The sequence below is a fragment of the Streptomyces solicavernae genome (assembly GCF_029968095.1).
GTDB lineage: Bacteria > Actinomycetota > Actinomycetes > Streptomycetales > Streptomycetaceae > Streptomyces > Streptomyces solicavernae.
In genome coordinates, this window is sequence record NZ_JASCIR010000035.1 from 30689 (window position 1) to 56308 (window position 25620).

The window sequence follows — 25620 nt, forward strand, 5'->3', positions numbered from 1 at the left end:
TGCGACTACGCGGCGTTCCTGGGCCGCTCCCGCAGCCGCCCCGCCACGAACACCCCCGCCAGCGCCACCACCACCGACAGCGCGAAGACCGCCACGAACGCGCCGGGGTTCGACCCCGCCCCCGCCCCGTGGCCCGCCGCCCCCACCGTTCCCCCGCCAAGCGCAGCGAACGCCGCGCCGCCGGCCGCGAGGAGGAGGATGTTGGACAGGCCGTCGGAGATCTGCAGGGCGGCCGAGTTGCTGCCCGCCTCGCTCGGCGCGGAGAGCTTGAGCAGCAGCACGCTCGTCGACGAGAGCGTCAGGCCCATCCCGAAGCAGCCCCAGGCCCAGGCGACGGCCACGATCCACACGGGTACGGAGTCGACGAGCACCGTCGGCGCCGCCGCGATGGCCAGGGCGACGAGCAGCATGCCGAGCCGGACCAGCGGCTCGCGGTGCGGTTCGAGGCGCGGCCGGGACTGCACCCAGGACCCGAGCGCCCAGGTCGCACCGCCGACCGCGAGCGAGAACCCGGCCATCGTCGGCGAGAGCCCGCGCTGGGTGACGAGCATCAGCGGTACGAAGGACTCCGCGGCGATGAACGACCCGGCCGCGATCCCGCGCAGCAGCACCACCGCGGGCAGCCCGCGCGCGGCCCGGAACGTCCCGCGCGGCAGCAGCCCGAGCGCCGACGGCACCAGCAGCGCGGCCCCCGCGACGGCCGGCAGCAGCGACCAGGCGCTGAGGTCCTGCCCCGCGTACTGCAGCAGCGCGGCGCCGCCGGAGATGCCGAGGGCGAGGCGGATGCGGCGCGGGTCGAAGGCGGCGGGCCGGCCGTCGGGCGGGCCCGCGGCCATGCGGCGGATCGCGGGCAGCGCGAGCGCCAGCGGGACCACGACCAGGGCGGGGATGCCGAGGAACACCCAGCGCCAGCCGAGCTGTTCGGTGACCGTGCCGGAGGCGAGCGGTCCCACGATCGACGGCACGATCCAGCTCGCCGCGAACGCCGCCATGATCGCCGGACGCAGCCGTTCCGGGTAGGCCCGGCTGACCACCACGTACAGCGCGACGATCACCAGGCCGCCGCCGAGGCCCTGCACGGCGCGGCCGAGGACGAACAGCCACATGGCGCCCGCGGTGCCGCAGAGCAGCAGGCCCGCGGCGAACGCGCCGATCCCGGCGGTCAGCGGGCCGAGCGGGCCGCGCCGGTCGGCCCACTGACCGGCGAGGACCATGCCGAAGAGGCTGGTCGTGAAGTATCCGCTGAAGGCGAAGGCGTAGAGCGCGACGCCGTCCAGCTCCCGTGCGGCGACCGGCATCGCGGTGCCGACGGCGGTCGCCTCGAACGCGATGAGGAGGACGACGGAGACGATGCCGATGCTCAGCGCGCGGTACGGGCGACGCAGCACCCCGCCCTCGCGCTTCGCCTCCCGCAGGATGCGTGTGTCCCGTTCGGTCGTGGTCATGCGCGCCAGCGTAAGGGGCAACTCCCTTACTGGGACCTGACGTTGGGCGGGCGGAGACTGGTCCCTTGGTCGTACGTCCCGCCGCTCGCTCGCAGGACTACGACTCCTCCTCCGACTACGGCTCCTCCTCTGACTACGGCCTCTCCTCAGGGACGCGTCACTTGCCGTCCGCCGCGTCCGTCAGCGCCTGGACGTCCAGCTTGCCCATGCCCAGCATCGCCTTCATCGCGCGGGCGGCGCGGGCGGGGTCCGGGTCGGCGAGGAGTTCGTCCAGGGCGCGCGGCACGATCTGCCAGGACAAGCCGTACTTGTCCTTGAGCCAGCCGCACGGGCCCTCCGCGCCGCCGTCCGCGGTGAGTGCGGACCAGAGCCGGTCGACCTCCTTCTGGTCCTCGCAGTCGACGGCGACCGAGCAGGCCTCGCTGAACGTGAACTCGGGGCCGCCGTTCAGGCCCATGAACGGGGTCCCGGCGAGCTCGAAGAGGACCACCATGACGCTGCCGGGCTCCCCCGGGCCGGCCTCGCCGTAGCGCTGCACCTCCGTCACGCGGGAGTCGTCGAACAGCGATGTGTAGAACTCGGCGGCCTCCTGGGCCCGGCCGTCGTACCAGAGGCAGGTCTTGATCTTCTGTGGCGTGGCCATGAGAGCTTCCCTTCCGTCGGGCGCGGGGCACACGCGGCTCCTGGGCGGACCGCGGGGCACGCGCGACTCACCTGGGTAGACCGCTCCCGGCCCCGGAACTCATCGTGTGTGCTCCCAGACCTGGAGGGTGTAGGTGCGCCCCTTCTGGGTGCCCGTGGTCGGCGGTACGTCGGTCCGCAGCCGGTAGCCCGCCGCGCGGGCCACCCCGGTGCTGGCCGCGTTGTCCGGCTCGATCTGCAGCCTGATCCGGTGCAGGCCGAGGGTGGTGTGGGCGTACGCCGTGAGCAGCCGGGTCGCGCGCAGGGCGAGGCGGCGGCCGCGGTGGGCGGCGCCGATCGCGTACCCGAGCGTGACCGCGCCGGCCGGCCGCTCCGCGCCCAGCGAGCCGAGCAGCACCTCGCCGAGCGGTGTCGCGCCGTCCTCGGTGACGGCGAGCTGGAGCCGGGTGCCGTCGGCCCGGGTGGCGCGGGCCCGGTCGAGGTAGGCGCGGGCGGCCTGCGCGTCGAAGGGCGAGGCGAGCGGGGTGCGGTGGGCGATGCCGGGCTCGTCGAAGAGCTCCGCCATCGCAGGCAGGTCGTCCTCGGTCCACTCGCGCAGGACGAGCCCGTCTCCGCGGATGACGACGGGGGCGGCGGGGAGGGCCGGTACGGGGTCGGGGTCCTCCTCGGCCGCAGCCCTCTCTCGTACGTACAACTCCCCCTGTGCGAGCTCCTGTCGCGCACCTTCCACAGCATCTCCACCTTCGGTGTGCATGAAGCTCATCCGCCCCTTCCGGCCTGCGTTTACTCTGCACAGGCTGCTCGCACCCCAGGTAACGGGAAACCCCTCCCGTCTCTCCTGCGACAGCGCTTCGCCCGCCTCGCCCCGAATCGTCGCGTGCGGGCCGGGACACCGCCACACCGGGGGTGCCGGAGGCTTGCGGCATGATGTGGGCATGGCAAGCACGGGGGATCTCATCGCGGGCCGGTACCGCATCGCGGCCAGGCTCGGCCGCGGCGGCATGGGCACCGTCTGGCGTGCGCAGGACGAGCTGCTCGGCCGCGCCGTCGCCGTCAAGGAACTCCACGTCGACGACGGACTGCCGTCCATGGACGCGGAGATGCAGCGCGAGCGGACGCTGCGCGAGGCCCGCTCGGTGGCGCAGGTGCGGCACCCCAACATCATGGTGCTGCACGACATCGTCGAGCACGACGCCCAGCCGTGGATCGTGATGGAACTGATCGACGGCCGCTCCCTCGCCGACCGCATCGCCCTCGAAGGACCGGTCGCCCCCGCCGAGGCCGCCCGCGTCGGACTCGCCCTGCTCGACGCCCTGCGCGCGGCGCACGCCTCGGGCGTCCAGCACCGCGACCTCAAGCCGGCCAACGTCCTCATCGAGGCGCGCACCGGCCGCGTGGTCCTCTCCGACTTCGGCATCGCGCAGGTCGCGGGCCAGACGACGCTCACCGAGACCGGCTCGTTCGTCGGCTCGCCCGAGTACACGGCGCCCGAGCGCATGTCGAACCGCCACACCGGCCCCGAGTCCGACCTGTGGTCGCTGGGGGTGCTGCTGTGCGCGGCGGTCGACGGCGAGTCCCCGTTCCACCGCGACTCGGTCGCCGGGGTGCTGCACGCCGTCGTGATGGACGAGATCCGCATCCCGGCCGCCGCGGGCCCGCTCACCCCGGTCGTACGCGGGCTCCTGGAGCGGGACGTGGCGCACCGGCTCGACGTCGACGAGGCGGAGCGGCTGCTGTGGCCGTTGGCCGAGGACGCGGTGACGGCCCCGCTGGCCACGGCAGGCGCCCGCGTCGCCGCCGCTGCCGCCGCCGCCGCTGCGCCCGCCGACCCGCGCGTCGCCCACGCCGCGGCGCCCGTGGCCGCCCCTCCCCCGCGCCGCGCGGCCGGACAGGCGTCCCGTGCGCCCGGCACCCCGCAGACCGTGCCCGAGCAGGCCGGCTCGCCCGCTGGGCCTGCTGGGCCTGCTGGGCCTGCTGAGCCCGCCGAGCCCGCCGAGCCGCTGGTCGCCTCGACCCGGCCCGCGCCGCCGCCCTCGCGCCGCCCCCGGGTGCGTACCGCCGTCCTCGCGGGCGCCCTCGCCCTGGCGCTCGCGGGGGGCGGCACCGGCTTCGGCCTCTGGTACGCGGGCCGCGACGGGGCCTCCGAGGCCGGGGGAGAAGCCGGGCAGGTCGAGGTCGGCCCGACCCCGACGGCGGACCGCCCCCGGGGCGACCGCGTCCCGGACGCGTCCCCGAACCCCACCGCCTCCGACCGCGCGAAGCCCACCGCGCCCACCGAGAAGGAGCGGCCCGGCAACGGCGACGGCGGCAACGCGGCCGACACCCCGGCCGACGACGGCTCCGAGACGCCCGCCGCCGACCCGGCGCCCGCCGGGTACCGCACGGTCACCGACCCGCTGGGCTTCAAGGTCGCGGTCCCCGACGGCTTCACCCGCTCCTACGAGGCCCCGCGCGTGTACTACTACTCCCCCGGCAAGAAGTTCCGCCTCGGCTTCCACCCGCAACCCCAGGACCCCCAGGGCCCGTTGGCGGTCATGCGGCAGGCCCACGAGGACGGCCCGGACGACTACCCCGGCTACCGCAACGGCTCCGTCACCGAGACCACCCACAACGGCCACGCCGCCGCGCTCTGGACGTTCACCTGGGACGGCACGGCGGCGGACGGCGGGCCCCGGAAGACGTACGACCTGAGCTGGGACGAGAACGGCAGGATGTACGACCTGTGGATCTCGGGCCCGAGCCCCCAACAGGCCACGGCCAAGCGGCACTTCGACGTGGCGCTGGAATCGTTCACGGCCGGGGGATAGGAGGCGGGGAGGGGAAAAGTCCGGGCGGATCTTGCAAGGACCCCCGCCCCGAACCCGCCGCTCTATAAACTCCCCGCGTGGCGATCATGCGCGAGTTATCCGCTGGTGAAGATGCAGATGCAAACACGCACCTCCGATTCGCTCTCCTCGGCCCCCTCCAGGCCTGGCGCGGCCCCACCCCCGTAGACCTCGGCCCGGTCCGCGAGCAGGCCCTCCTCACCGCCCTCCTCCTCCGCCCCGACCGCACCGTCACCCGACAGCAACTCCTCGACGGCGTCTGGGGAACCGAGCCGCCCGGCACCGGCGCCAAGGTGATCCCGGTCTACGTCCACCGCCTGCGCCGGCGCCTCGACGCTCCCGGACGCGGCGCCGCCGGTTCCGTGCTGGGCACCGCCCGCGGCGGCTACCGCTTCACGCCCGCGAACGCCGAGGGCGCGGTCGAGGTGGACGTGGACCGCTGCGAGCAGCTGGCCGCCGAGGGGCGCGCGGCACGGGACGCCGGGGACCTGGACGCCGCGGCCGCGGCCTGGTCCACCGCACTCGGCCTGTTCCGCGGCGAGCCCCTGGCCTCCGTGCCCGGCCCCTTCGCGGCGGGCGAGCGGCTCCGCCTCACCGAGCAACGGCTGTCCCTGGCCCAGGACTTGGCGGCGGCACGGCTGCGGCTCGGGCGGCACGCGGAGGCGGTGGGCGAGCTGTACGCGCTGGCCGCGGAGCACCCGTACAACGAGGCGCTGGCCGCGCTCCTGATGCGGGCCCTGTACGCCGCGAACCGGCAGGCCGACGCGCTCGACGTGTACGCCGCCGTGCGCCGCCGCCTCGTCGACGAGCAGGGCGTGGACCCCGGCCCCGAGCTGCGGCAGGCGCACGAGGCGGTGCTGCGCGGCGAGGCCGGGGCGCAGGCGCAGGCCCAGGCGCAGGCCCAGGCGCAGACCCAGACCCACGGGCCCGCGCCCATACCCGCACCCCCGCCCTCGTACCAGAAGTCCCCTCGCCGTCAGGAACTCCCCGTGGACATAGGGAAGTTCACCGGCCGCGAGCGCGAGCTCGGCCTCCTCGTCGCGGACGCCGACGCGGGCGTCGTCACCGTACGGGCCGTGGACGGCATGGCCGGGATCGGGAAGACCGCGCTCGCCGTGCACGCGGCGCGGGCCCTGTCGGCCGGCTACCCCGACGGCTGTCTGTTCGTGGAGCTGCACGGGCACCGCGAGGAGCACCCGGCGGCGGGGAGGCAGCGCGTCCTGCGCCGCCTCCTGCGGTCGGTGGGCGCGGGCGAGGGCGAGGACTCCGAGGACCTGGACGAGCTGGCCGCGTCCTGGCGCGCGGCGACGGCCTCCCTGCGCCTCCTTCTCGTACTGGACGACGCCTCCGCCGCCGAACAGGTGCGCCCGCTGCTGCCCGCCGGGCCCGGCAGCATGGTCCTGGTGACCAGCCGGCAGCGCCTGACCGGCCTGGACGCGGACCGCCGCATCTCCCTCGCGCCGCTCGGCCTCGACGAGGCGGCGGGCCTGCTGACCCGTATCGTCGGCGGCGCGGGCTCCGCGCGCGAGCGGGCCGCCGTACACGAAGCCGTACATGAACTGGCCGCGCTCTGCGGCCGGTTGCCGCTCGCCCTTCGGATCGTCGGGGCCCGGATCCAGGACCGCCCGCTGTGGGCGGTCGAGGCGCTGGCGGCCCGCCTCGGCGACGACGAGCGCCGCCTCGACGAACTCGCCGTCGAGGACCGCAGCGTCGAGGTCGCCTTCAAGGTCTCGTACGGGCAGCTCCCGCCCGGCGAGCAGCGCGCGTTCCGGGCCCTCGGGCTCTCGCCGACCGTGCAGTTCGACCGGCTCACGCTCGCCGCACTGCTCGGCGTCCCGCCCGCGGCGGCCGAGCAGGCCCTGGAGCACCTGGCCGACGCGAGCCTCGTGCAGCAGGTCACCGCCGACCGCTACCGGCTGCACGACCTGGTGGCCGCCTACGCCCGCCGGGTCGCCGCGACCCGCCCGAAGGAGGCGGCGGCCGCGCGCGGCGGGGTGTTCCGGCTGTACGTGACGGCCGCCCGCGCCGCCAGTGACTGGGGCACGTCCGTCCCCGGCGCCGACGCCCGCGACACCGGCCCGTTCGCCGACTGGGAGGAGGCCGCGGCCTGGCTGGACGCCGCGGGCACCGAACTCGTCGACGTGATCGGGCGGTCCGTCGCCGCGGGCCATGTCGACGACGCCTGCCGGCTCGCCGAAGGGCTCGTCGACTACCTCACCCGCCAGGGCCGCTTCCACGAGTGCCGCACCGCCCTGGAGACCGCCCTGCCGCTGGCCGACCGCGCCTCGGAGCCGCGCCTCGCCTCCGCTCTGCGTACCGGCATGGGCATCATGTACGGCCTCCAGGGGCACTACGGGGAGGCCCGCCGCTGGCTCACGGAGGCGCTGGACCTCAGCCGCCGCGCCGACGACCCGCACGAGCGGGCCCGCGCCTCCGCCGGGCTCGGCACCTTCGCCAACCTGGAGGGCGACGCCGCCGAGTCCATGACCCACTTCGCCGAAGTCGCCCGCCTGGTCGGCGAGTTGGAGCACGACGACTGGCTGATCGGCTCGGTGATGACCCGCGTAGGCGACATCCACCACCAGCTCGGCGAGCACGACAAGGCGTACGACCGCTACACCGACGCCATCACCCTCGCCGAGCGGTCCGGCAGCCCCCGGCTCCTCGGCAAGACCCTGCTCCGCCTCGGCCGCCTCCAGCTCGACCTGGGCCGGCCCGCCGAGGCCGCGGGCGCGCTCGGCAAGGCCGAGGACCTGGCGCGCCGCCTCGGCGACGTCCCCCTGCACTCCGCGGTCCTCGACCGCCTCGCCACCGCCGAGACCCACCTCGGCAACCCCTCGGCCGCGGCGGACCTGCGCCGCCGGGCCCGCGCCCTCCTCGACGAGCAGACCGGCACGGACTCGGAGATCGTCATCCGCCACCAGCTCGTCTGGTACGGAGCCGCCGCCGAGGACCTGACCGGCGCCCGCGACTTCTTCGCCCGCGCCACGAACCTGCCGGGCACGGAGGAGGGGCGGGCGCGGGTCAGGCGGGTGCTGGACGCGCTGGGGCGGGAAGCTTTGGGGCGGGACGCTTTGGGGCGGGACACTTTGGGGCGGGACGCTTTGGGGCGACGGGGGCGGCCGGACAGTGGTGCGTGACGTCCGACGCCCCCGTCGGTCCTGCATGGGTCAGGGACGGGGAGCCGGGTTCCCCTGGTCGTCCCGCCACTGGATGCCGGGGGCGCTCTCCTGAGTGAGGGTCTGCTCGATGACGTTGCCGGGCTTCGGGTAGTTGCCGTGCTTGAAGTAGTACCCGGGCGCGTTCAGCAGGCTGGCGTCGCAGATCGGGTCGCCGTTGATGCAGTACCGGGTGACCGGGATGCCGTTGAAGTCGGTCGGCCCGGCGCCGGGCGCGGTGAAGAACCCGGGGATGCCGAAGCCCCGCGGAGCCTGCGCGCCGAGGCCGGTCCCGGGCTGCATCGGGTCGGCGTACAGCTTGCCGGTGACCAGCTCGCGCGGAATGCTCGTCTCGCCGCGGGCGATCTTCTGCAGGATCTCGTCGGCGGCGTGCGCGCCCTGCGAGTACCCGGCGATCGTGAGCTGCGCCTCCGGGTGCTTCTGGTGCGTCTCCTCCGCGACGCGCAGCCCCTCCTCGATGCCCTTGCGCACGCTGGCGTCGTACGTCGGCGCGGTGAGGGCCTCCGGGTGCACGCCCTTGTCGTCGACGAGCGGCCCGCCGGGACCGATGAACGGGCCGGCCGAAGCCGGGTAGCACACCGGGATCGCCCGGTCCCCGAGCTGGTGCTTCGCGTTGGCCGCGTCGTACGAGTACGTACAGTGCGGCGCGCCCGGGGTGGCGCCGGTGCCGCCGATCTGAATGTAGTACCGATCTTCTTCAGCGGCCTGCGCGGCGCCCGGAAGCGCGACGACGGACCCGACCGCCATCGCCACCGTCGCGGCAGCGGCACCGAGAACCCGCCTCACCCTGCTCCTGCTGCTCGTCCTGACCATGAGCTGATCTCCCCCTAGGAGTCTGGAACGTACGCCGCTCGAATCGAGCAACTCACAACCTAGGGAGGAGAGTTGGCATCGCGATGACATGACGATGACTTGGCTGGTGAGGAGGCGGGCGAGCCGGGCGCAGGGGCCGAGACCGACCGGCCCGGTCACTCGGGCGGGTGACGTCACCCAACTTGCCTTGCGCATATGCCAGTTGCCGCACCAGGCTCCCGACCATGAACGAGCACACGAACGACCAGCACACGAACGACCACTGCATGAGCGACCACTGCATGAGCGAGGAGTACATGAGCGAGGAGTACATGAGCGATCAGCCGGGCGAGGAGTTCACCGTCCTCAGCGATGACCTGCTCCAGCACCCCGAGCTCTCCGCCACCGCGATCGGGATCTCCGCGTACATCCAGTCGCTGCCCGAAGGGTCCGACGTCAGCATCAGGGCGCTGGCCGGGCGGTTCACCGAAGGGGAGGTACGGATCGCCTCCGCCCTGCGCGAGCTGGAGGCCCACGGCTACCTCGCCCGCACCCGGGTCCGGCTCCCCTCCGGGCGGATCGTCACGCAGACCGTCTCGTACAACGTCCCGCTCGCGACGCACGCCGCCCCACAGATCCCGGGGCAGCGCCGGCCTCAGCCGTAGGGCGCGGAACGGCGGCGGAGCGTGGGGGCCGGATCACCGGACCACTACCCCCTGCGGCCGGATCGGCAGCCGGTTCACCGGGCGTCCCGTGGCGGCCCGCACCGCGCCCGCCACCGCCGCCGGGGACGTGACCACCGGGGCCGCCGAGGCGGGCTTCGCGCCGAACGGGGCGACCACGTCGCGTTCCTCGACCAGCTTGACGATGCGGATGTCGGGGGCGTCCAGGGCCGTCGGCAGGGCGTATCCCGTCAGGTCGGGGTGGCGGATCAGGCCCTTCGGGGTGCGGAGGTTCTCCGTGAGGGCCGCGCCGACGCCCTGAGTGACACCGGCCTCGATACGGGCCTTCAGCTGGGCCGGATTGAGGACGCGGCCGACGTCCTGGGCCACCGCCAGCTCGACCACCCGCACCGAGCCCATCTCCACGTCCACGTCGACCACCGCGCGGATCGCGCAGAACGCGAGGCCCACGAACGCGTCGCCCTGGCCGGTGTCGTCCAGCGGCTCCGTGGGGTGCGGGCGGCACTGGGCCGTGGCCCAGAGTTCCTTGCCGTCCATGGCCTCCGTGACCGTCGTGGACAGGACTCCGTCGTACGAGGTGATCTTGCCGTCGGTGATCTGGAGCAGCTCCGTGGACATGCCGAACTTGGCCGCCAGGGGCTGCAGGAGCTGGGTGCGGACCATCTTCGCGGCTCGCTCGACCGCCCCGCCGGACACCCAGGTGTGGCGGCCTCGGCAGGCCGGGCCCGCCGGGGGCTGGTCCGTGTCCACCGAGGCCACGTGGACCTCGTCGATGCCCAGGGTCTCCTGGACGATCTGCCGGGCGAGCGTGGAGAAGCCCTGGCCCGTGTCGACCGCCGCGCAGATCACCGTGGCCACGCCGTCCTGCACCTTGACGGTGGCCGTGGAGACCTCGTCGGCGCCCTCCGCGCCCAGCATGTGCACCATGCCGAGCGCGTAGCCGACGCCCCGGCGGATCGCGCCGGGCTCGCCCGCGCCCTCCGGGCCGCCGGGCAGCAGCCACTCCTCCTCCGGCAGGTCCTTGGGGAGCGGGGGGAGGGGGAAGTCCCGTACGGAGCGCAGGAGTTCGGCGACCGGGGCCGGGCAGGTGACCGTCTGGCCGGTGGGCAGGATGTCGCCCGTGGCGAGGACGTTGCGCAGCCGCAGCTCGGCCGGGTCGAGGCCCAGCTTCCCCGCCAGCTTGTCCATCTGCGCCTCGTAGGCCGCGCACACCTGCATCGCGCCCTCGCCGCGCACATGGCCCGACGGCGGGTTGTTCGTACGGACCGCCCAGCCCTCGATGAAGGCGTGCGGGACGACGTACGGGCCGCAGGCGAACGACACGGCCGCGGCCAGGGACTCCGATGACGCGTCCGCGTACGCGCCCGCGTCGAGCAGGATCTGCGCCTCGACCTTGACCAGGCGGCCCTCGGCGTCGGCGTGGTGGCGGTAGCGGAGCAGGGTGGGGTGGCGGTGGGCGTGGCCGAGGAAGGACTCCTCGCGGGTCGCCGTCAGCTTGACCGGGCAGCCGGTCTTCAACGCCAGGAGTCCGAGCGGGAGTTGGAAGCCGGGGTCCTCGCGGTCGGCGGTCGCGCCGGGCACGCCGGTGACGACGACCTTCACGCGGTCCGGGTCCAGGCCGTAGCAGGCGGCGGCCAGGTCGCGGTCGGTGTGCGGGTCGGTGGAGGCGACGTACAGCTCGACGCCGCCGTCGGGGCGCGGCACCGCGAGGCCCGCCTCGGCGCCGATGGGGGCCGGGTCCTGGCGGCCGATGCGGTACAGGCCCTCCACCACGACCTCGCCCGCGGCCTCCAGGTCGCCGTAGCGCAGCGGGATGTGCCGGATCAGGTTGCCGTCGGGGTGCAGGGGCTCGGCGGCGAAGGCCTGCTCGGGGTCGGTGACCGGGTCCAGGACCTCGTACTCGACCTGGATCGCGGCCGCGGCCATCCGGGCCGTGTCGGGGTGGTCCGCGGCCACGGCGGCGATCGGCTCGCCGTGGTGGCGGACCAGGTCGGCGGCGAAGACCGGGCGGTCGTGGACGCGGCGGCCGTGCGCGGCGTCGCCGGGGATGTCGGCGGCGGTGACTACGGCTCGTACGCCGGGCATCGCGTGTGCTTCCGTGGTGTCGACGGAGACGATGCGGGCGTGCGGGTGCGGCGACCGGAGGAGCGCGGCCCACAGCAGGCCCTCGGCCCACAGGTCCGCCGCGTACGGGAACGTGCCCTCCGTCTTGGCCTGCGCGTCGGCGGGCTGCAGCGACGCGCCGATGCCGTGCTCGGGCTGCGGCGCGTCGGCGGCGGGCGCTTCGGTGCTCACGCCGGTCCTCCGTCCTGCGGGTAGTCCTGGGGGGCGCCCTGCGGGTAGTCCTCAGGGGTGCCCTGCGGGTAGTGCTGCGGGTGGACTCCGCCGGCGCCGGGCGGGGCCTGGTTCGGGATGCGGAGCGCGGCCGCGCCGTCCGCCGACTCCGCCTCGCCGTGCGGGAGTTCGCCTGCCGTTGCCGCGGCCACAGCCGCCTCTGCCTCCGCTTCCGCCCCTGCCTCCGCCTCCGCTTCCGCTTCCGCCTCGGCCGAGGCCCGGCGCTCGGCCACGACGTCGCGCACCGCGTCCAGGACGCCGCGGTAGCCGGAGCAGCGGCAGAGGTTGCCGCAGAGCGCCTGCCGGGTCTCGCGCTCGCTCGGGTCGGGGTTGCCCTCAAGCAGGTCGTGCACGGTCATCGCCATGCCCGGTACGCAGAATCCGCACTGCACGGCGCTGCCGCACGCCAACGCCCGCTGTACGTCCGAGGGTTGACCGCCGGCGGCGAGCCCCTCGACCGTACGGACCTCGCTGCCCGCGGTGGTCGCGCCGGGCACCAGGCAGGACGCGACGAGCCGCCCGTCCACCTGCACCGCGCACGCCCCGCACTCGCCCTGCGAGCAGCCGTCCTTGGCCCCGGCGAGCCCGAGCCGCTCACGCAGCACGTAGAGCAGCGACTCCCCGATCCAGGCGTCCGTGACGGGCCGGTCGACCCCGTTCACCCGCAGGACGTACGAGGCGAGCGGGTGCTCGTCGTGCGGTACGGCGGGCTGCTCCTGGGTGGTGCTTACGGCGGGGGTCGTCCCGGGTTCCGGTACGGGCTGGGCTTCGGCAGTCGGTACGGGTTCGGGCTGGGGGGCGGACTCGGGCTCGGCGTCCGCCTCGGGTTCAGCGACTTCATCGCGTTCATAGCGTTCATCGCGTTCATCGCGTTCATCGACGACGGATTCGACGGGCTCGACGGATTCGACGGGCTCGACGGACTCGACGGACTCGACGGACTCGTCAGCGGTCTCGGGCTCCGGCTCGGGCTCGCGCTCCGGCTCCTGCTCCGTGGCCGTCAACTCGGCTTCGTCGACCGGGACTTCGTCCCTCGCTGGCGCCTCGACCGGAGGTACGTCCCGTACGATCCCCAGCTCGGCGGTCATCTCGGCGGGAGACTCCACGAGCTCGGAGACGGGCTCGGAGACGGGCTCGGAGACGGGCTCGGGGAGGGGCTCGGAGACGGGCTCGGAGACGGGCTCGGGGAGGGGCTCGGAGACGGGCTCGGGAACAAGCTCGGGCTCGGGCTCGGGCTCGCGCTCCGGCACGCTCGTCGCCCAGGGCGCCGCCGCACCCCCCGGCAGGGTCGCCGGGGCCTCGCCGCCCCACTGCTCGATCAGCGAGGACTGCGTGAACTCGCCCGACTCGTCCGGGAGTTCACCCTGCGCGAGCGGAATCGACCACTGCCCGGTGACATCGGCCTGACCGGTGAGGTCCGGCTGCCCGGCCGCCGGGTCCGCGTACGCCGGAGGGGCCACCTGGTCCTGCGGGAGCGGGTCGTACCCGGTGTAGCCCTGGTCGGGGTACGCGTACCCGGAAGGGTCCTGATAGGCCGCCGGGTCCTGGCCGACCTCGTACCCGCCCCCTCCCCCGCCCTCGTACCCGTACCCGTACCCGCCGAAGTCACCCTGCCCGTACCCGTCCTGGCCGTACCCGCCCTGGCCGTACATGTCCTGGCCGTACATGTCCTGGCCGTACGGCTGCTGGGGTGCGTTCGGCTCGGGCCAGTGGACCTCTTCGGGGGCGGGCTGTGCCGGGTCGGCGCCCATCGTGGGGACGACGAACGCGCTGGTCGCGGCCGGGTCGGTGGCCGCGCCGCCGGTCACGGAGATCTGCGGCGGCACGTAACCGCCGGGTGCGGCGAGCGGCGTGGTCGTGCCGCCCTCCTCGAAGTCGGCGAGGCCGAACCCCTCGGGGATCTGCACGAAGGCCGTGGCGTCGGCGTCGTACTCGCCCTGCGGGATGGGCTCCCAGCCGCCGTTCCCGTGCTCGACACCGCCCCCGGTGTTGCCGTTGGCGTCGCTCACGACAGCGCCCTCCCCAGTGCTCGTCGGGCCAGTACGGCGACGGTGCGCCGCAGGTGCAGTACGGCGGGCGGCAGCTGTTCCTGCGTGCCGTCCGGTGCCTGGTCGGGGATGCACGCGGCGGCGACGTAGTCACCGAAGGCGTGCAGGGCCTGCGGGTCGAGGGCGCGTTCGGCGTCCCAGTCGATCAGCGACGCCACCCACTCCTCGGCCTCCAGGGGGCGCAGCGGCATCGGTGCGATGGCGCCGACCGCGCAGCGCACGCCGCGCCGCGCCGGGTCGAGGACGAGGGCGACGGAGGCGGTGGCACGGCCGGGGCCGGTGCGTCCGGTGGCCTTGAGGAAGACCTGCGGGGCGTGCAGCAGCGGTACGCGCACAAAGCCGATCAGCTCGCCCGCGCGCAGCATGTCCATGCCCGCGAGCAGGTGCGACACGGGCACTTCGCGGCGGGCGCCGCCCGGTCCCGCGATGACCAACGTGGCTTCGAGCGCGGCGAGTACGGGCAGCGAGTCGCCGGTCGGCGCGGCCGAGGCGATGTTGCCGCCGAGGGTGCCTGCGTTGCGTACCGTGGGCGGTCCGGCGGCGCGGGCGGCGGCGGCGAGCGCGGGCATGAGCGCGGCGAAGTCGGGGCGGCCCATGCGGGCGTGGGTGAGTCCGGCGCCGAGCAGGGCGTGCCCGTCCTGGTACTGCCAGCCGCGGATCTCGCTGATCCGGCCGAGGCCCACGAGGGCGGCGGGCCTGAGGAGTCCGGAGTTGACCGAGGCCATCAGATCGGTGCCGCCCGCCACCGGCACTGCGGCGGGCATGGCGGCGAGCGCCGCCACCGCCTCGTCCAGCGTGGCAGGCAACTTCACCGCATGTGCAGCCTGTGCCGCCTGCGGCGACTGCGGTGCGTGCGTGGTCAAACCGGCTGCCCCTTCCCTACGACCGAGCAAGTGAGCCAGGGTGTGCCTACTGCGCCGTACGGTACGTGCTCACAGGCCGGACGTGGCAACTCTGGCACATCTTCCGGGTCGCCCGACGCGGGGGTCCGCTAGGAGTGGTCCGTCCCGTGACGACGGGATACGTCCGGTTTCCCATGTCCTCACCGTTTACTGCCCGTTGCAGCCGTTCGACGGGGCTTGGGCCGTTGTTCCCCGCACGTTTTCCGACACGTTTTCCGACACGTTTCCGACAGGTATTCCGCCACGTATTCCGACAGGTATTCCGCCACGTACGAGAGGTGCGCGACCGAGAGGTGCGCGACGGTGTACGTACGGGCACCCACGCTCCCAGGGCCGCACCCCCGGGGCGTGCGGGTTGGCGGTGGCCTCACACGTTCGGGGGCGCTCCCTCGATCGGGCGTCCGAGCACGCCGGGGCGCCGCTGCCACGGGTGAGGTCCGGAGGGCGGCCGGTAGTCGACGCCGAGGGCGTCGAGCCGGGCCAGGTGGGCGGTCATGCGGCGCTCGAAGTCCGCGAAGTCCCGCTCGGCGGCGGGCGGCAGGGCGCTCCAGGCGACCTCGGCGAAGGCGAGGAGGCGCGGGAAGACCTGGTAGTCGAGGCGCTGGCGGGTCTCCATCACCTCGGTCCAGGCGTTGGCCTGCGTGCCGAGCACATGCCGGGCCTCGGCCTCGGTGAGCTGCGGCGGTACGGGGTCGAAGCGGTAGACGTCCTCCAGGGTGCGGACGTACCCGATGGGGACCGGCTCGTCCTCGCCGCCGTGCTGCCGGTGGTCCAGGTAGACCTGCTGTTCGGGGCACATGACGACGTCGTGGCCCGCGCGTGCGGCCGCGATGCCGCCCGCGTAGCCGCGCCAGGAGGAGACGGCCGCTCCGGGCGCGAGGCCGCCCTCCAGGATCTCGTCCCAGCCGATGAGGCGGCGGCCGCGCCCGCTGAGCCAGCCGTCGAAGTGCCGGATGAACCAGGACTGCAGCTCGTCCTCGTCGGCGAGGCCCAGCTCCTTGATGCGGGCCTGCGCGGCGGGCGACTGCCGCCACTGGTCCTTGGGGCACTCGTCGCCGCCGATGTGCACGAACGGCGAGGTGTCGGGCGGGAAGAGTTCCAGGATCTCCTCAAGGACACCTTCGTAGAACCGGAGTACGGCGTCGGTGGGGGCGAGGACATTGGGGGTGATGCCCCAGGTGTCCCAGACGCCGAGTGCGGCGGTGTCGACGACGTCGGTGTTGCCGAGCTCCGGGTACGCGGCGATCGCGGCCTGCGAGTGGCCGGGGATGTCCACCTCGGGGACGACACGGATGTGCCGCTCGCGGGCGTACGCGACGATCTCGCGGATGTCGTCCTGGGTGTAGAAGCCGCCGTGCGGCCGGTCCTCCCAGAGCGGGGACGCGCGGTGGCCGTACTTGGTGCGGGGGCGCCAGGAGGCGGTCTCGGTGAGCTTCGGGTGGCGCTTGATCTCGATGCGCCAGCCCTGGTCGTCGGTGAGGTGGAAATGGAAGACGTTCAGCTTGTGCGCGGCGAGCAGGTCGAGTTGGCGCAGGACGTCGTCCTTGGGCCGGAAGTGCCGGGCCACGTCCAGCATCATGCCGCGCCAGCCGAAGCGGGGCGCGTCCTCGACGACGGCGCCGGGCAGGGTCCAGCGGCGGTCCGGGTCGAGGGGTGCGCGGCGGAAGGCGTCGGGGCCGAGGAGCTGGCGCAGGGTCTGGGCGGCCCAGAAGACCCCGGCGGCGTCGGCGCCGGTGAGGGTGACGGCCTCGGCGTCGATGCGGAGGCGGTGGGCCTCGGGTACGCCCCCGAGTTCCGCGGGTGCGATACGCAGCCGGATCGCGGGGCCGTCGGCGCCCGGGGCGAGCGGGAGTGCGGTGGCGGCGCCGAGGGTGGAGCGCAGCCAGCGGGCGGTGCGTTCGGTGCCGGGGGCGGCCTCGATGACGGTCGAGGTGTCGAGGACGAAGGTGTCGTCGGTGGGGTGGGCGGTGGCGGGTGCCGGAATGAGATCCGCGAGTGTCATGCGGTCCTGCGTAGCACGGATCGGGTGCCGTCGTACGTGACTCGGGAACCTGGGGCTGCCGCCCCAGACCCCGCTCCCTCTTCGGCCTGCCTTCGACCTGCGGCCTCGTCCTCAGCCTCCCCCGGCTACCACTGGGAGGTGCCCTCAGGAGGACGGGCTACTTGTTGTCCTTGCCGCCCTTGTCCTTGTCGCCACCCGCGCCCATGGACTCGTAGATCTCCTTGCACATGGGGCACACCGGGTACTTCTTCGGGTCGCGGCCCGGGACCCAGACCTTGCCGCAGAGTGCGACGACGGGTGTTCCGTCGAGCGCGCTCGCCATGATCTTGTCCTTCTGGACGTAGTGGGCGTAGCGCTCGTGGTCGCCGTCGCCGTGCGACACCTGCGGTGTCGGCTCTACGAGGGTCCCCGTACCTGCCCCGCGCTCGGGCTCTTGAGTGCTCATAACTGCCAAGGGTACCCAGGCTCCGCGGGTGCGCGGCAGCACCCGCACACGGCCGCCCGCCGGTCAGTTGAGCGACGGATCGTCCGGGTACGTGGCCACCATCGCGAGTTCGCTGCGCTGCCGTCGCAGGACCGCCCGCCACAGCCGCTCGGGCACCGGCGACGACACGTCCCCCGGCTCGGACTCCACGACGTACCACGCCCCGTCCGCCAGCTCGTCCTCCAGCTGGCCCGGGCCCCAGCCCGCGTACCCGGCGAAGATGCGCAGGGAGCCGAGGGCGGCGGCGAGGAGTTCCGGCGGGGTCTCCAGGTCGACCAGGCCGATCGCGCCGTGCACGCGGCGGAAGCCGAGCGGGTCCCGGCTGCCGGTGCGGGGCGCGCCGCCGGACGGGGTCTCCTCCTCGCCGGGGATCACGCCGACACCGAGCGCCGAGTCGAGGGAGACGGGCCCGCCCTGGAAGACGACGCCGGGTTCGCCGGCGAGGCCGGCCCAGCCCTCCAGGATGTCGCCGACGCCGACGGGGGTGGGGCGGTTCAGGACCACGCCGAGGGAGCCCTCGTCGTCGTGGTCGAGCACGAGCACGACGGCGCGGTCGAAATTCGGGTCCGCCAGGGCCGGTGTGGCGACGAGCAGCCGCCCTGTGAGCGAGGACACCTCGGTCATGGCTGACATGATCCCGCATCTTCGCCCTCGGTGGGGAGCGGACGGCGGTACGCAGGCCGTCGCAGCTCACAGCGCAGGGATGCACACCCCGCGCACGGCTCGGGCACATGTCGTAAGCATCCGTTTTTGGTGACCGTATGCGCAGGAAAAGGCACGGTTCGTGTTGTGGCGAAGTCATGACGTACGAGACCCCCCTCGGCCTTACGGGAAGGGGTCTGGGGCCCATTACCCTGTCTCTTCGGCCCCTGCCCACCTCATCGGAACGCGAGATAGATGACCGTCAACGGCAATGACGACGTACTGCTTGTCCACGGCGGAACCCCGCTGGAGGGCGAGATCCGTGTCCGCGGCGCCAAGAACCTGGTGCCCAAGGCCATGGTCGCCGCGCTGCTCGGCAGCGGTCCGAGCCGCCTGCGCAATGTCCCGGACATCCGCGACGTGCGGGTCGTGCGCGGCCTGCTGCAGCTGCACGGGGTGACCGTGCGCCCAGGCGACGAACCGGGCGAGCTGGTGCTCGACCCGTCACACGTGGAGTCCGCCAACGTCGCGGACATCGACGCGCACGCGGGTTCGTCCCGCATTCCGATCCTGCTGTGCGGCCCGCTCCTTCACCGCCTGGGCCACGCGTTCATCCCGGGGCTCGGCGGCTGCGACATCGGCGGCCGGCCGGTCGACTTCCACTTCGAGGTGCTGCGGCAGTTCGGCGCGACGATCGAGAAGCGGGACGACGGCCAGTACCTGACGGCCCCGCAGCGGCTGCGCGGCACGAAGATCCGGCTGCCGTACCCGTCGGTGGGCGCGACCGAGCAGGTGCTGCTTACCGCCGTCCTGGCGGAGGGTGTCACGGAGCTGTCCAACGCGGCCGTGGAGCCGGAGATCGAGGACCTCATCTGCGTGCTGCAGAAGATGGGCGCGATCATCGCCATGGACACCGACCGGACGATCCGGGTCACGGGTGTCGACAAGCTCGGCGGCTACAACCACCGCGCGCTCTCGGACCGCCTGGAGGCCGCGTCCTGGGCCTCGGCGGCGCTCGCGACCGAGGGCAACATCTACGTACGGGGCGCCCAGCAGCGCTCGATGATGACGTTCCTCAACACGTACCGCAAGGTCGGCGGCGCCTTCGAGATCGACGACGAGGGCATCCGCTTCTGGCACCCGGGCGGCCAGCTGAAGTCCATCGCGCTGGAGACGGACGTCCACCCCGGCTTCCAGACGGACTGGCAGCAGCCGCTCGTCGTGGCGCTCACGCAGGCCACGGGCCTGTCCATCGTCCACGAGACGGTGTACGAGTCGCGGCTCGGCTTCACGTCCGCGCTGAACCAGATGGGCGCGCACATCCAGCTGTACCGCGAGTGCCTCGGCGGCTCCGACTGCCGCTTCGGCCAGCGCAACTTCCTGCACTCGGCGGTGGTTTCGGGCCCGACGAAGCTGCAGGGTGCGGATCTGGTCATCCCCGACCTGCGGGGCGGCTTCTCGTACCTGATCGCCGCGCTTGCCGCGCAGGGGACGTCCCGGGTGCACGGGATCGACCTGATCAACCGGGGCTACGAGAACTTCATGGAGAAGCTGGTGGAGCTCGGCGCGAAGGTGGAGCTGCCGGGCGGCGCGCTGGTCTGATCACTCCGACCGTACGTCGACGGAGCGGCACCCTGGTCGGGGGTGCCGCTCCGTTGCGTTTTCCCCTCCCCGCCCCTTCCCGAAATCCTGCGGAGCTTCGGGGGCTCCGCCCCCGGACCCCCGCTCCTCAATCGCCGGAGGGGCTGAAAATTCAGCCCCTCCGGCGATTGAGGAGGCCCGTCCGGCAGGACTTTCGGGAAGGGGCGGGGAGGGGAAGAAGCAACTAGCCGACCGGCACCGCACGTTCCGCCACCAGCACCGGCTTCTCGTGCGGCCGGACCGTGCAAGAAGCCCCGGGCGTCAGCCCGTTCGCCTCCCAGCTGGGAACATCCACCTTCACCGCGAGCCCCGACGCAGTCGCAACGTGCAGCCGGGTCGTCGCGCCGAGGAACGTCGCCACCCGGACCACCGCGTCCCCGCCCGGCGCCACGCCGAACCCCTCCGGCCGGAGCAGTACGTCGACCTCCGTACCCGCACCGAGGACGGCGTCCCCGTGCACCGGCAGCCGCCGTCCGAACACCTCCACGACGGACCCGTCCCGCACCACCCCCGGCACCCGGTTCATCGTGCCGACGAACTCCGCGACGAACGGCGTGGCCGGGCGGTCGTACAGCTCCGAGGGGGCCGCGCACTGTTCGAGGCGGCCGTCCCGCATCACGGCGACCCGGTCCGCCATGGACAGGGCCTCCTCCTGGTCGTGCGTGACGAAGACCGTGGTGATGCCGAGCTCCAGCTGAATGCGGCGGATCTCCTCACGGAGCGTCAGCCGCACCTTGGCGTCCAGCGCCGACAGCGGCTCGTCGAGGAGCAGGACGCGCGGGCGGATCGCGAGGGCCCGGGCGAGCGCGACGCGCTGCTGCTGGCCGCCGGAGAGCTGGTGCGGGTAGTGCCCGCCGCGCCCGGGCAGGCCGACCAGGTCCAGCAACTCCGCGGCCCGCGCGGCCCGTTCACCGGACGAGACGCCCCGCACCCGAAGCCCGTACGCGACGTTCTCGGCGGCCGTCATGTTCGGGAACAGGGAGTACGACTGGAAGACCATGCCGATGTCGCGGCGGTGCGCGGGCACGGACGTGACGTCCTGGCCATCCATCAGGAGCTCGCCGCCGTCCGCCGACTCGAAGCCCGCGATGATGCGCAGCGCCGTCGTCTTGCCGCAGCCGGACGGGCCGAGCAGGGCGACGAGTTCGCCGGGCGCGATGTCCAGGTCGAGGCCGTCCAGGGCCACCGTGGACCCGAACTCCCGGCGCAGTTGCTTGAGTTGCACGGGGACGGTCATGCGGTCTTCCTTTGCTTGCGGGAGCGGGAGCGGGAGCGGGAGCGGGAGCTGGAGCGGGAGCTGGAGCGGGTACGGCCGCCGGCCAGCGCCGTGAGCAGGAGCAGCAGCCCCCAGGTGAAGAGCAGGCTCAGCATCGCGGCGGCGACGGAGAGCTGGGCCTCGCTGTCGCCGACGTTCACCATCCACACGGCGAACGGCTCGAAGCCGAGGACGGACGCGACCGAGTACTCGCCGAGCACCATGGCGAGGCTGAGCACCGCGCCGCCCATGACGGCCTGGCGCAGGTTGGGCGCGATCACCTGGAGCAGGGTCTGCGTACGGGAGGCGCCGAGGCTGCGGGCGGCCTCGACGAGGGTGCGCAGGTCGACGGAGCGCAGACCCGCGTCGAGGGAGCGGTACAGGAACGGCAGCGACATCACCGTGTAGACGATGACGAGGATGAGCGGGAAGTCGCGGTTGATCAGCGCCTGGAAGGTGCCGTAGAGGGGGGTGGCGGCGAGGTCCTGCTGCCAGGAGAGGACCGTGGCGACGCCCGCGACCAGCGCGATCGGCGGGACGACCAGCGGCATCATGCAGAGGATCTCGACGACCCGGCGCAGCTTCGGCAGGCGCAGCGCGACGGCGACGACGGTCGGCACCATCAGCAGCAGGCCGAGCGCCACGGTGGCGAGGCCGATGGAGACGGACCGCAGCAGGCTCGTGGTGAGGCCGTCCGAGCCGAGGCCCTTGGCGTACACCTCGAAGCCGATGCCGTCCGCGCCGGCGATCGTGAACCACAGCGAGGCCGCGACCGGTACGAGGAAGTAGAGCGCGGCGATCCCGAGGACCGGTCCGCGCGACGTCATCCGAGCCATCGGGCACTCCTGCGCTGCAGCGGGATCTGTACGGCCATGACGAGCAGCGCGACCACGACCATGTTGAGGCTCATCGCGAGCGCCAGGTTCTCCTGCCCGGCGAGGACGTTGCCGTTGAGGGCGTTGGCGATCTGAATGGTGATCAACTGCACGGAGCCGCCCACGAGTACGGCCGCGGTGGCGTGCGACGCGAAGGCCGTGCCGAACATCAGGACCGCCCCGCCGAGCAGCGACGGCGTGAGCACCGGAAGGCCGACGTGCCGCCAGAACTGCCCGCGCGTCGCCCCGCAGGACGCGGCGGCCTCCCGCCACTGGACACGCAGCCCGTCGAAGGCCGGCAGGACGGTGACGACCATCAGCGGCACCATGAAGTACAGGTACGCGAGGACGAGCCCGGTGAAGGTGTAGACGCTGAAGCCGGTGGACTCCAGGGACAGCATCCGGGTGAGCGTGCCGGTGGTGCCGAGGGTGGCGATGAACGCGAACGCGAGCGGCGCGCCGGAGAAGTTGGCGAACACGCCGCAGGCCGCCACCACGGCCCGGCGCAGCGCGGGCCGGCCGGAGGCGACCAGGGCCTGGGCGATCACCGCGCCGACGACGGTCGCCAGCAGCGCCGTGGTCAGGGAGAGCCGGACGCTGCCGGCCAGGCCCTCCGCGTACACGCCGGAGAGCGCGCCGGTGACGTTGTCGGTGGTGAAGCGGGTCGCTCCGGTCGCCGGGTCGGTCGCGGTGAACGCGCCGTACGCCATGGTCCCGGCGGGCAGGCCGAAGGCGACCGCGAGGAACGCGAAGAACGGGACGACGGCGAGCCACCGGGCCCGGCCGCGCCCCGGGCCCCGGCCCCGGCGCGCGGGCTTTCGCGGCGCGGGGTCGTCCGCGCGTACGGCGGGTTTTTCGAGTACGTGCTCCGTCATGCTCAGCCGACCGCCTTGCCCCAGCCCTGGACGACCTTCTCCTTGGCCGCGGCCTCCTGCTCGGGGCTCGCGGACTTCGGCGCGCCGGTGACTTCGGGGAGCTTGGCGGCGGCGGCCTTGTCGGCGGTGCCGTCCTGCTTCATCCGGTCCAGGAGGGCGGGGCGCGAGTAGCCCTTGAGCCAGATGTTCTGGCCCTCCTCGCTGTAGACGAACTCCAGCCAGAGGCGGGCGGCGGCCGGGTGCGGGGCGTACTTGTTGACGCCCTGGTTGTAGTACAGCGAGTACTGGCCGTCCTCGGGGACGGTGACCTGCCAGTCGACGCCCTTCGGCTTGAGCTTGTCGCCGTAGCCGAGGTTGAGGTAGTCCCAGTCGATGGAGATCGGCGTCTCGCCCTTCTGGATGGTGGCGAGGGTGGACTCGGCGGGGACGTAATTGCCCTTCTGCTTCAGCTTCTTGAAGAAGTCGAGGCCGGGCTGGATGTCGTCGAGCGAGCCGCCGTTCGCGAGGGACGCGGCGAACACCGCGGAGAGCGCGGAGCTGGACTCGGTGGGGTTGCCGTTGAGGGCGACCTTGTTCCGGTACTCCGGCTTGAGCAGGTCCTTGAAGGTCTCCGGGCACTTCTTGACGGCGTTGGCGTCGCAGCCGATGGAGATGTAGCCGCCGTAGTTGTCCGCGAAGGACCCGTCGGCCTCCTTCTGCGCCTTCGGCAGCGCGTCCCAGCCCTCGACCTTGTACGGGGCGAGCAAGTCCTTGGCCTTGGCGTTCTGCATGTACGCGGTGCCGAGGTCCAGGGCGTCGACGGCGCGGGGCTGGCCCTTGCGCTTGGCGGCGGCGTTGAGGGCCTGCTGGCTGCTGCCGCCCGGGTTCTCGTTGTGGACCTCGATCCCGTACTTCTTCTCGAAGGCCTTGATCATCTCGCCGTAGTTCGCCCAGTCGGGCGCGAGGGCGTAGACGTTCAGCTCGCCCTCCTTCTTCGCGGCGGCGACCAGCTTGTCCATGCCGCCGAGGTCGGCCGCCGAACGGGCCTTGCCCGCCTTGCTGTTCTGCGCGTCCGCGCTCGGCGCGGCACCGCAGCCGGTGGCGGCGACGGCGGTGACGAGTGCGCAGGCGGCGACGGTCACGGCGCGCCTCGCACCACGGGGACGGTATGCCTTCACGATGGGTACTCCCGGGTCTTTGGCCCGCCACCTGTCTGGACAAGCCACCGTCAGTAAGCCGGACGAAGATAACCGCCAAGTGACTGCCCAGTAAAGCTCTCGGTGAAGAAAAACCGCAGGTCAAAAGCGTTATGAAGAGAAGTGTTTAGCTACGCGGCGAACGGTTAGAAGCAGGGTCCCACTCACCTCTCCTGTGCACATCTGCGCACAGTACGGGGGTGCGCACGGCGGGTCCGGATGACATGATCGAGCCCTCTCCGCCAGCACGACCCGTCCAAGGAGACAAGTGACCCGACGGCACGAGGAAATCGCCGACGAGCTGCGCCGCGCCATCGCCGAAGGCGAGTATCCGGTGGGCGCCGCCCTGCCCTCGGAGTCCGAACTCGCCGCCGCCCACGGGGTGTCGCGCGGCACGCTGCGCCAGGCCTTCGGCACGCTCCAGTCGGAGGGCCTGATCGGCTCCCGGCAGGGCGCCCGGCGCGTGGTGCTCGCGGCCACGCCCAGCCAGAGCTTCACCGAGCTGCGCAGCTTCGCCCAGTGGGCCCGCGCGGGCGGCCGCACCCCGGGCGGCCGGGTCCTGTCCGCGCGCCGCGGCAGGGCCACCGAGGCTGAGGCGGCCCAGCTCCAACTCGCCCCGGACGATGAGGTGTTGCACGTCCGGCGCCTGCGCACCCTGGACGGCGAGCCGGTCCTGTTGGAGCGCACGGTGTACGCGGGCTGGTGCGCCGAGGCCGTCGCATCCCTGCCGGACGACTGCGAGTCGGTGACGCAGAGCCTGTACGACGCGGTCGGCCTGGTGATGTCGCACGGCGAGCACCACCTGGACGCGGTCCCGGCCGGCACGGTCGACGCCCGCGAGCTCTCCGTCCGCCGCGGCTCCCCGCTGCTTCGCGTACGCCGCACCACGACCACCGCCGAGGGCCGCCCGGTGGAGACCTCCGACGACCGCTACCGGCCCGGCACGGTCGTCTTCACCGTCCGCAACTCCGTGCAGGCCAACCCCCTGGCCCGCACGTCCCCTTGACCCTTGAGGAACCCGCAGTTGAATAGCCCCGCCCCCGCACTCCCCCTCGCCCTGCCCCGCCCCGCCGCGCTGCTCTGCGACATGGACGGCACCCTCGTCGACACCGAGCACGCCTGGCTCGACGCGGTCGCGGAGTTCCTGCACGCGCAGGGCTCCCCGTCGAGCGGCCCGACCCTGGCCCCGTTCGCGGGCGCGGCGGTGGCCGACGCCGCGGACCATCTCGTACGACATGAGCTGACGGCCCTGACCGCGGCGGAGTGCGCCGAGATCCTGGACCGGGCGTTCACCGCCCGGGTGGCGGCGGGCGTGACCGTGCAGCCGGGCGCGCTGCGGCTGCTCGACGGCGCGCGGGCGCTCGGCGTCCCGACGGCGCTGGTGACGGCCTCGGAGCGGCACGTGGCCGACCTGGTCCTCGACACCCTGGGGCGGCACCGCTTCGACACCTCGGTCACGTCGGGCGAGACGGTACGCGGCAAGCCGCACCCGGAGCCGTACCTGACGGCGGCGGCGGCGCTCGGCGTGAACCCGGCGGACTGCCTGGCCGTGGAGGACACGCCGACGGGCGCGGCAGCGGCCCTGGCGGCGGGCTGCCACCTCCTGGCGGTGCCTTCGGTGCCGGGGATCGTGCCGGGGCCGCGGACGACGCTGGTGCGGACGCTGGACGAGGTGGCCCTTTAGCAGAAGAGGTGGCCCTTTGGCAGAGGGGCCCCTTTGGCAGAGGGGCACCTCTGCCAAAGGGGCACCGGCCCGCGGCACGCAGAGAGGGGGGGGGCCGGCGCGGGGCGGGGGGGCGCCGCCCCGCCCGGGAGGGGGGG

Annotated in this window: 20 protein-coding genes; 6 read left to right on the forward strand and 14 right to left on the reverse strand. The window is 73.5% G+C overall.

The window, feature by feature from the left end; all coding sequences use genetic code 11:
* Positions 1 to 5: 5 nt before the first annotated feature.
* From QIS99_RS27675 to QIS99_RS27685, 3 genes are all read right to left on the reverse strand, one after another.
* Positions 6 to 1445, reverse strand: a complete 1440-nt coding sequence (locus tag QIS99_RS27675) for an MFS transporter (protein ID WP_282516417.1) — start codon at positions 1443 to 1445, stop codon at positions 6 to 8.
* Between the two features lie 157 nt (positions 1446 to 1602).
* Positions 1603 to 2088, reverse strand: a complete 486-nt coding sequence (locus QIS99_RS27680; RefSeq protein WP_282516418.1) for a VOC family protein — start codon at positions 2086 to 2088, stop codon at positions 1603 to 1605.
* A 99-nt stretch (positions 2089 to 2187) separates the two neighbouring features.
* Positions 2188 to 2817 (reverse strand): GNAT family N-acetyltransferase, encoded by a 630-nt coding sequence (locus tag QIS99_RS27685; RefSeq protein ID WP_282516419.1) that lies wholly within the window; start codon positions 2815 to 2817, stop codon positions 2188 to 2190.
* A 205-nt stretch (positions 2818 to 3022) separates the two neighbouring features.
* On the opposite strand from QIS99_RS27685, the gene QIS99_RS27690 reads away from it, so the two are divergent.
* The gene (locus QIS99_RS27690; RefSeq protein WP_282516420.1) at positions 3023 to 4894 is read left to right on the forward strand and encodes a serine/threonine-protein kinase; all 1872 of its coding nucleotides are present in this window, start codon (positions 3023 to 3025) and stop codon (positions 4892 to 4894) included.
* Between the two features lie 86 nt (positions 4895 to 4980).
* Positions 4981 to 8052 (forward strand): AfsR/SARP family transcriptional regulator, encoded by a 3072-nt coding sequence (locus QIS99_RS27695; protein WP_282516439.1) that lies wholly within the window; start codon positions 4981 to 4983, stop codon positions 8050 to 8052.
* Positions 8053 to 8082: 30 nt separating this feature from the next.
* Here the strand turns inward: QIS99_RS27695 and QIS99_RS27700 are convergent, their stop codons facing one another.
* On the reverse strand, positions 8083 to 8877 hold the full coding sequence (locus tag QIS99_RS27700) for a cutinase family protein (protein ID WP_282516421.1): 795 nt from the start codon (positions 8875 to 8877) through the stop codon (positions 8083 to 8085).
* A gap of 251 nt (positions 8878 to 9128) precedes the next feature.
* Between QIS99_RS27700 and QIS99_RS32240 the strand changes: the two genes are divergently transcribed.
* Positions 9129 to 9548: a hypothetical protein gene (locus tag QIS99_RS32240; protein ID WP_349017334.1), complete on the forward strand. Its 420-nt coding sequence runs from the start codon at positions 9129 to 9131 to the stop codon at positions 9546 to 9548.
* Positions 9549 to 9581: 33 nt separating this feature from the next.
* Here QIS99_RS32240 and QIS99_RS27710 read toward each other — a convergent pair whose 3' ends face one another.
* The 6 genes from QIS99_RS27710 to QIS99_RS27735 all read right to left on the reverse strand — a co-directional run bounded on the left by QIS99_RS27710 (position 9582) and on the right by QIS99_RS27735 (position 17960).
* Complete coding sequence (locus QIS99_RS27710) at positions 9582 to 11861, reverse strand: xanthine dehydrogenase family protein molybdopterin-binding subunit (protein ID WP_282516422.1); 2280 nt, start codon at positions 11859 to 11861, stop codon at positions 9582 to 9584.
* Positions 11858 to 13909: a (2Fe-2S)-binding protein gene (locus tag QIS99_RS27715; protein WP_282516423.1), complete on the reverse strand. Its 2052-nt coding sequence runs from the start codon at positions 13907 to 13909 to the stop codon at positions 11858 to 11860. Before QIS99_RS27715 ends, QIS99_RS27710 begins: the two co-directional genes overlap by 4 nt.
* Complete coding sequence (locus QIS99_RS27720; protein WP_282516424.1) at positions 13906 to 14811, reverse strand: FAD binding domain-containing protein; 906 nt, start codon at positions 14809 to 14811, stop codon at positions 13906 to 13908. Before QIS99_RS27720 ends, QIS99_RS27715 begins: the two co-directional genes overlap by 4 nt.
* 406 nt (positions 14812 to 15217) lie before the next feature.
* Entirely contained in the window at positions 15218 to 16852 is a 1635-nt protein-coding gene (locus QIS99_RS27725) for a beta-N-acetylhexosaminidase (RefSeq protein WP_282516425.1), read from the reverse strand.
* A gap of 157 nt (positions 16853 to 17009) precedes the next feature.
* Complete coding sequence (locus QIS99_RS27730; RefSeq protein WP_282516426.1) at positions 17010 to 17297, reverse strand: DUF3039 domain-containing protein; 288 nt, start codon at positions 17295 to 17297, stop codon at positions 17010 to 17012.
* A gap of 63 nt (positions 17298 to 17360) precedes the next feature.
* Entirely contained in the window at positions 17361 to 17960 is a 600-nt protein-coding gene (locus tag QIS99_RS27735; RefSeq protein WP_282516427.1) for a YqgE/AlgH family protein, read from the reverse strand.
* Positions 17961 to 18233: 273 nt separating this feature from the next.
* On the opposite strand from QIS99_RS27735, the gene murA reads away from it, so the two are divergent.
* Positions 18234 to 19580, forward strand: a complete 1347-nt coding sequence (murA, locus tag QIS99_RS27740) for a UDP-N-acetylglucosamine 1-carboxyvinyltransferase (RefSeq protein ID WP_282516428.1) — start codon at positions 18234 to 18236, stop codon at positions 19578 to 19580.
* 223 nt (positions 19581 to 19803) lie between these two features.
* Here murA and QIS99_RS27745 read toward each other — a convergent pair whose 3' ends face one another.
* From QIS99_RS27745 to QIS99_RS27760, 4 genes are read right to left on the reverse strand one after another with little or no spacing between them, the layout of a single operon-like run.
* A complete protein-coding gene (locus QIS99_RS27745; protein ID WP_282516429.1) occupies positions 19804 to 20856 on the reverse strand; it encodes an ABC transporter ATP-binding protein in 1053 nt (350 codons plus the stop codon).
* Positions 20853 to 21710 (reverse strand): ABC transporter permease, encoded by an 858-nt coding sequence (locus tag QIS99_RS27750; RefSeq protein ID WP_282516430.1) that lies wholly within the window; start codon positions 21708 to 21710, stop codon positions 20853 to 20855. Before QIS99_RS27750 ends, QIS99_RS27745 begins: the two co-directional genes overlap by 4 nt.
* Positions 21698 to 22624 (reverse strand): ABC transporter permease, encoded by a 927-nt coding sequence (locus QIS99_RS27755; protein ID WP_282516431.1) that lies wholly within the window; start codon positions 22622 to 22624, stop codon positions 21698 to 21700. Before QIS99_RS27755 ends, QIS99_RS27750 begins: the two co-directional genes overlap by 13 nt.
* Before the next feature lie 2 nt (positions 22625 to 22626).
* A complete protein-coding gene (locus tag QIS99_RS27760; RefSeq protein ID WP_282516432.1) occupies positions 22627 to 23745 on the reverse strand; it encodes an extracellular solute-binding protein in 1119 nt (372 codons plus the stop codon).
* Between the two features lie 322 nt (positions 23746 to 24067).
* Between QIS99_RS27760 and QIS99_RS27765 the strand changes: the two genes are divergently transcribed.
* Positions 24068 to 24805 carry a GntR family transcriptional regulator gene (locus QIS99_RS27765; protein ID WP_282516433.1) on the forward strand — a complete coding sequence of 246 codons (738 nt, stop codon included), beginning with the start codon at positions 24068 to 24070 and terminating at the stop codon, positions 24803 to 24805.
* 18 nt (positions 24806 to 24823) lie between these two features.
* Positions 24824 to 25483 carry an HAD family hydrolase gene (locus QIS99_RS27770; RefSeq protein ID WP_282516434.1) on the forward strand — a complete coding sequence of 220 codons (660 nt, stop codon included), beginning with the start codon at positions 24824 to 24826 and terminating at the stop codon, positions 25481 to 25483.
* The last annotated feature ends 137 nt before the right edge of the window (positions 25484 to 25620 follow it).

What these genes read in the sequence shown, in the direction of transcription:
- QIS99_RS27675 (WP_282516417.1), bottom strand. Translation starts at nt 1,445, where the DNA reads ATGACCACGACCGAACGGGACACACGCATCCTGCGGGAGGCGAAGCGC.
- QIS99_RS27680 (WP_282516418.1), bottom strand. Translation starts at nt 2,088, where the DNA reads ATGGCCACGCCACAGAAGATCAAGACCTGCCTCTGGTACGACGGCCGG.
- QIS99_RS27690 (WP_282516420.1), top strand. Translation starts at nt 3,023, where the DNA reads ATGGCAAGCACGGGGGATCTCATCGCGGGCCGGTACCGCATCGCGGCC.
- QIS99_RS27695 (WP_282516439.1), top strand. Translation starts at nt 4,981, where the DNA reads ATGCGCGAGTTATCCGCTGGTGAAGATGCAGATGCAAACACGCACCTC.
- QIS99_RS32240 (WP_349017334.1), top strand. Translation starts at nt 9,129, where the DNA reads ATGAACGAGCACACGAACGACCAGCACACGAACGACCACTGCATGAGC.
- QIS99_RS27725 (WP_282516425.1), bottom strand. Translation starts at nt 16,852, where the DNA reads ATGACACTCGCGGATCTCATTCCGGCACCCGCCACCGCCCACCCCACC.
- QIS99_RS27730 (WP_282516426.1), bottom strand. Translation starts at nt 17,297, where the DNA reads ATGAGCACTCAAGAGCCCGAGCGCGGGGCAGGTACGGGGACCCTCGTA.
- QIS99_RS27735 (WP_282516427.1), bottom strand. Translation starts at nt 17,960, where the DNA reads ATGACCGAGGTGTCCTCGCTCACAGGGCGGCTGCTCGTCGCCACACCG.
- murA (WP_282516428.1), top strand. Translation starts at nt 18,234, where the DNA reads ATGACCGTCAACGGCAATGACGACGTACTGCTTGTCCACGGCGGAACC.
- QIS99_RS27745 (WP_282516429.1), bottom strand. Translation starts at nt 20,856, where the DNA reads ATGACCGTCCCCGTGCAACTCAAGCAACTGCGCCGGGAGTTCGGGTCC.
- QIS99_RS27750 (WP_282516430.1), bottom strand. Translation starts at nt 21,710, where the DNA reads ATGGCTCGGATGACGTCGCGCGGACCGGTCCTCGGGATCGCCGCGCTC.
- QIS99_RS27755 (WP_282516431.1), bottom strand. Translation starts at nt 22,624, where the DNA reads ATGACGGAGCACGTACTCGAAAAACCCGCCGTACGCGCGGACGACCCC.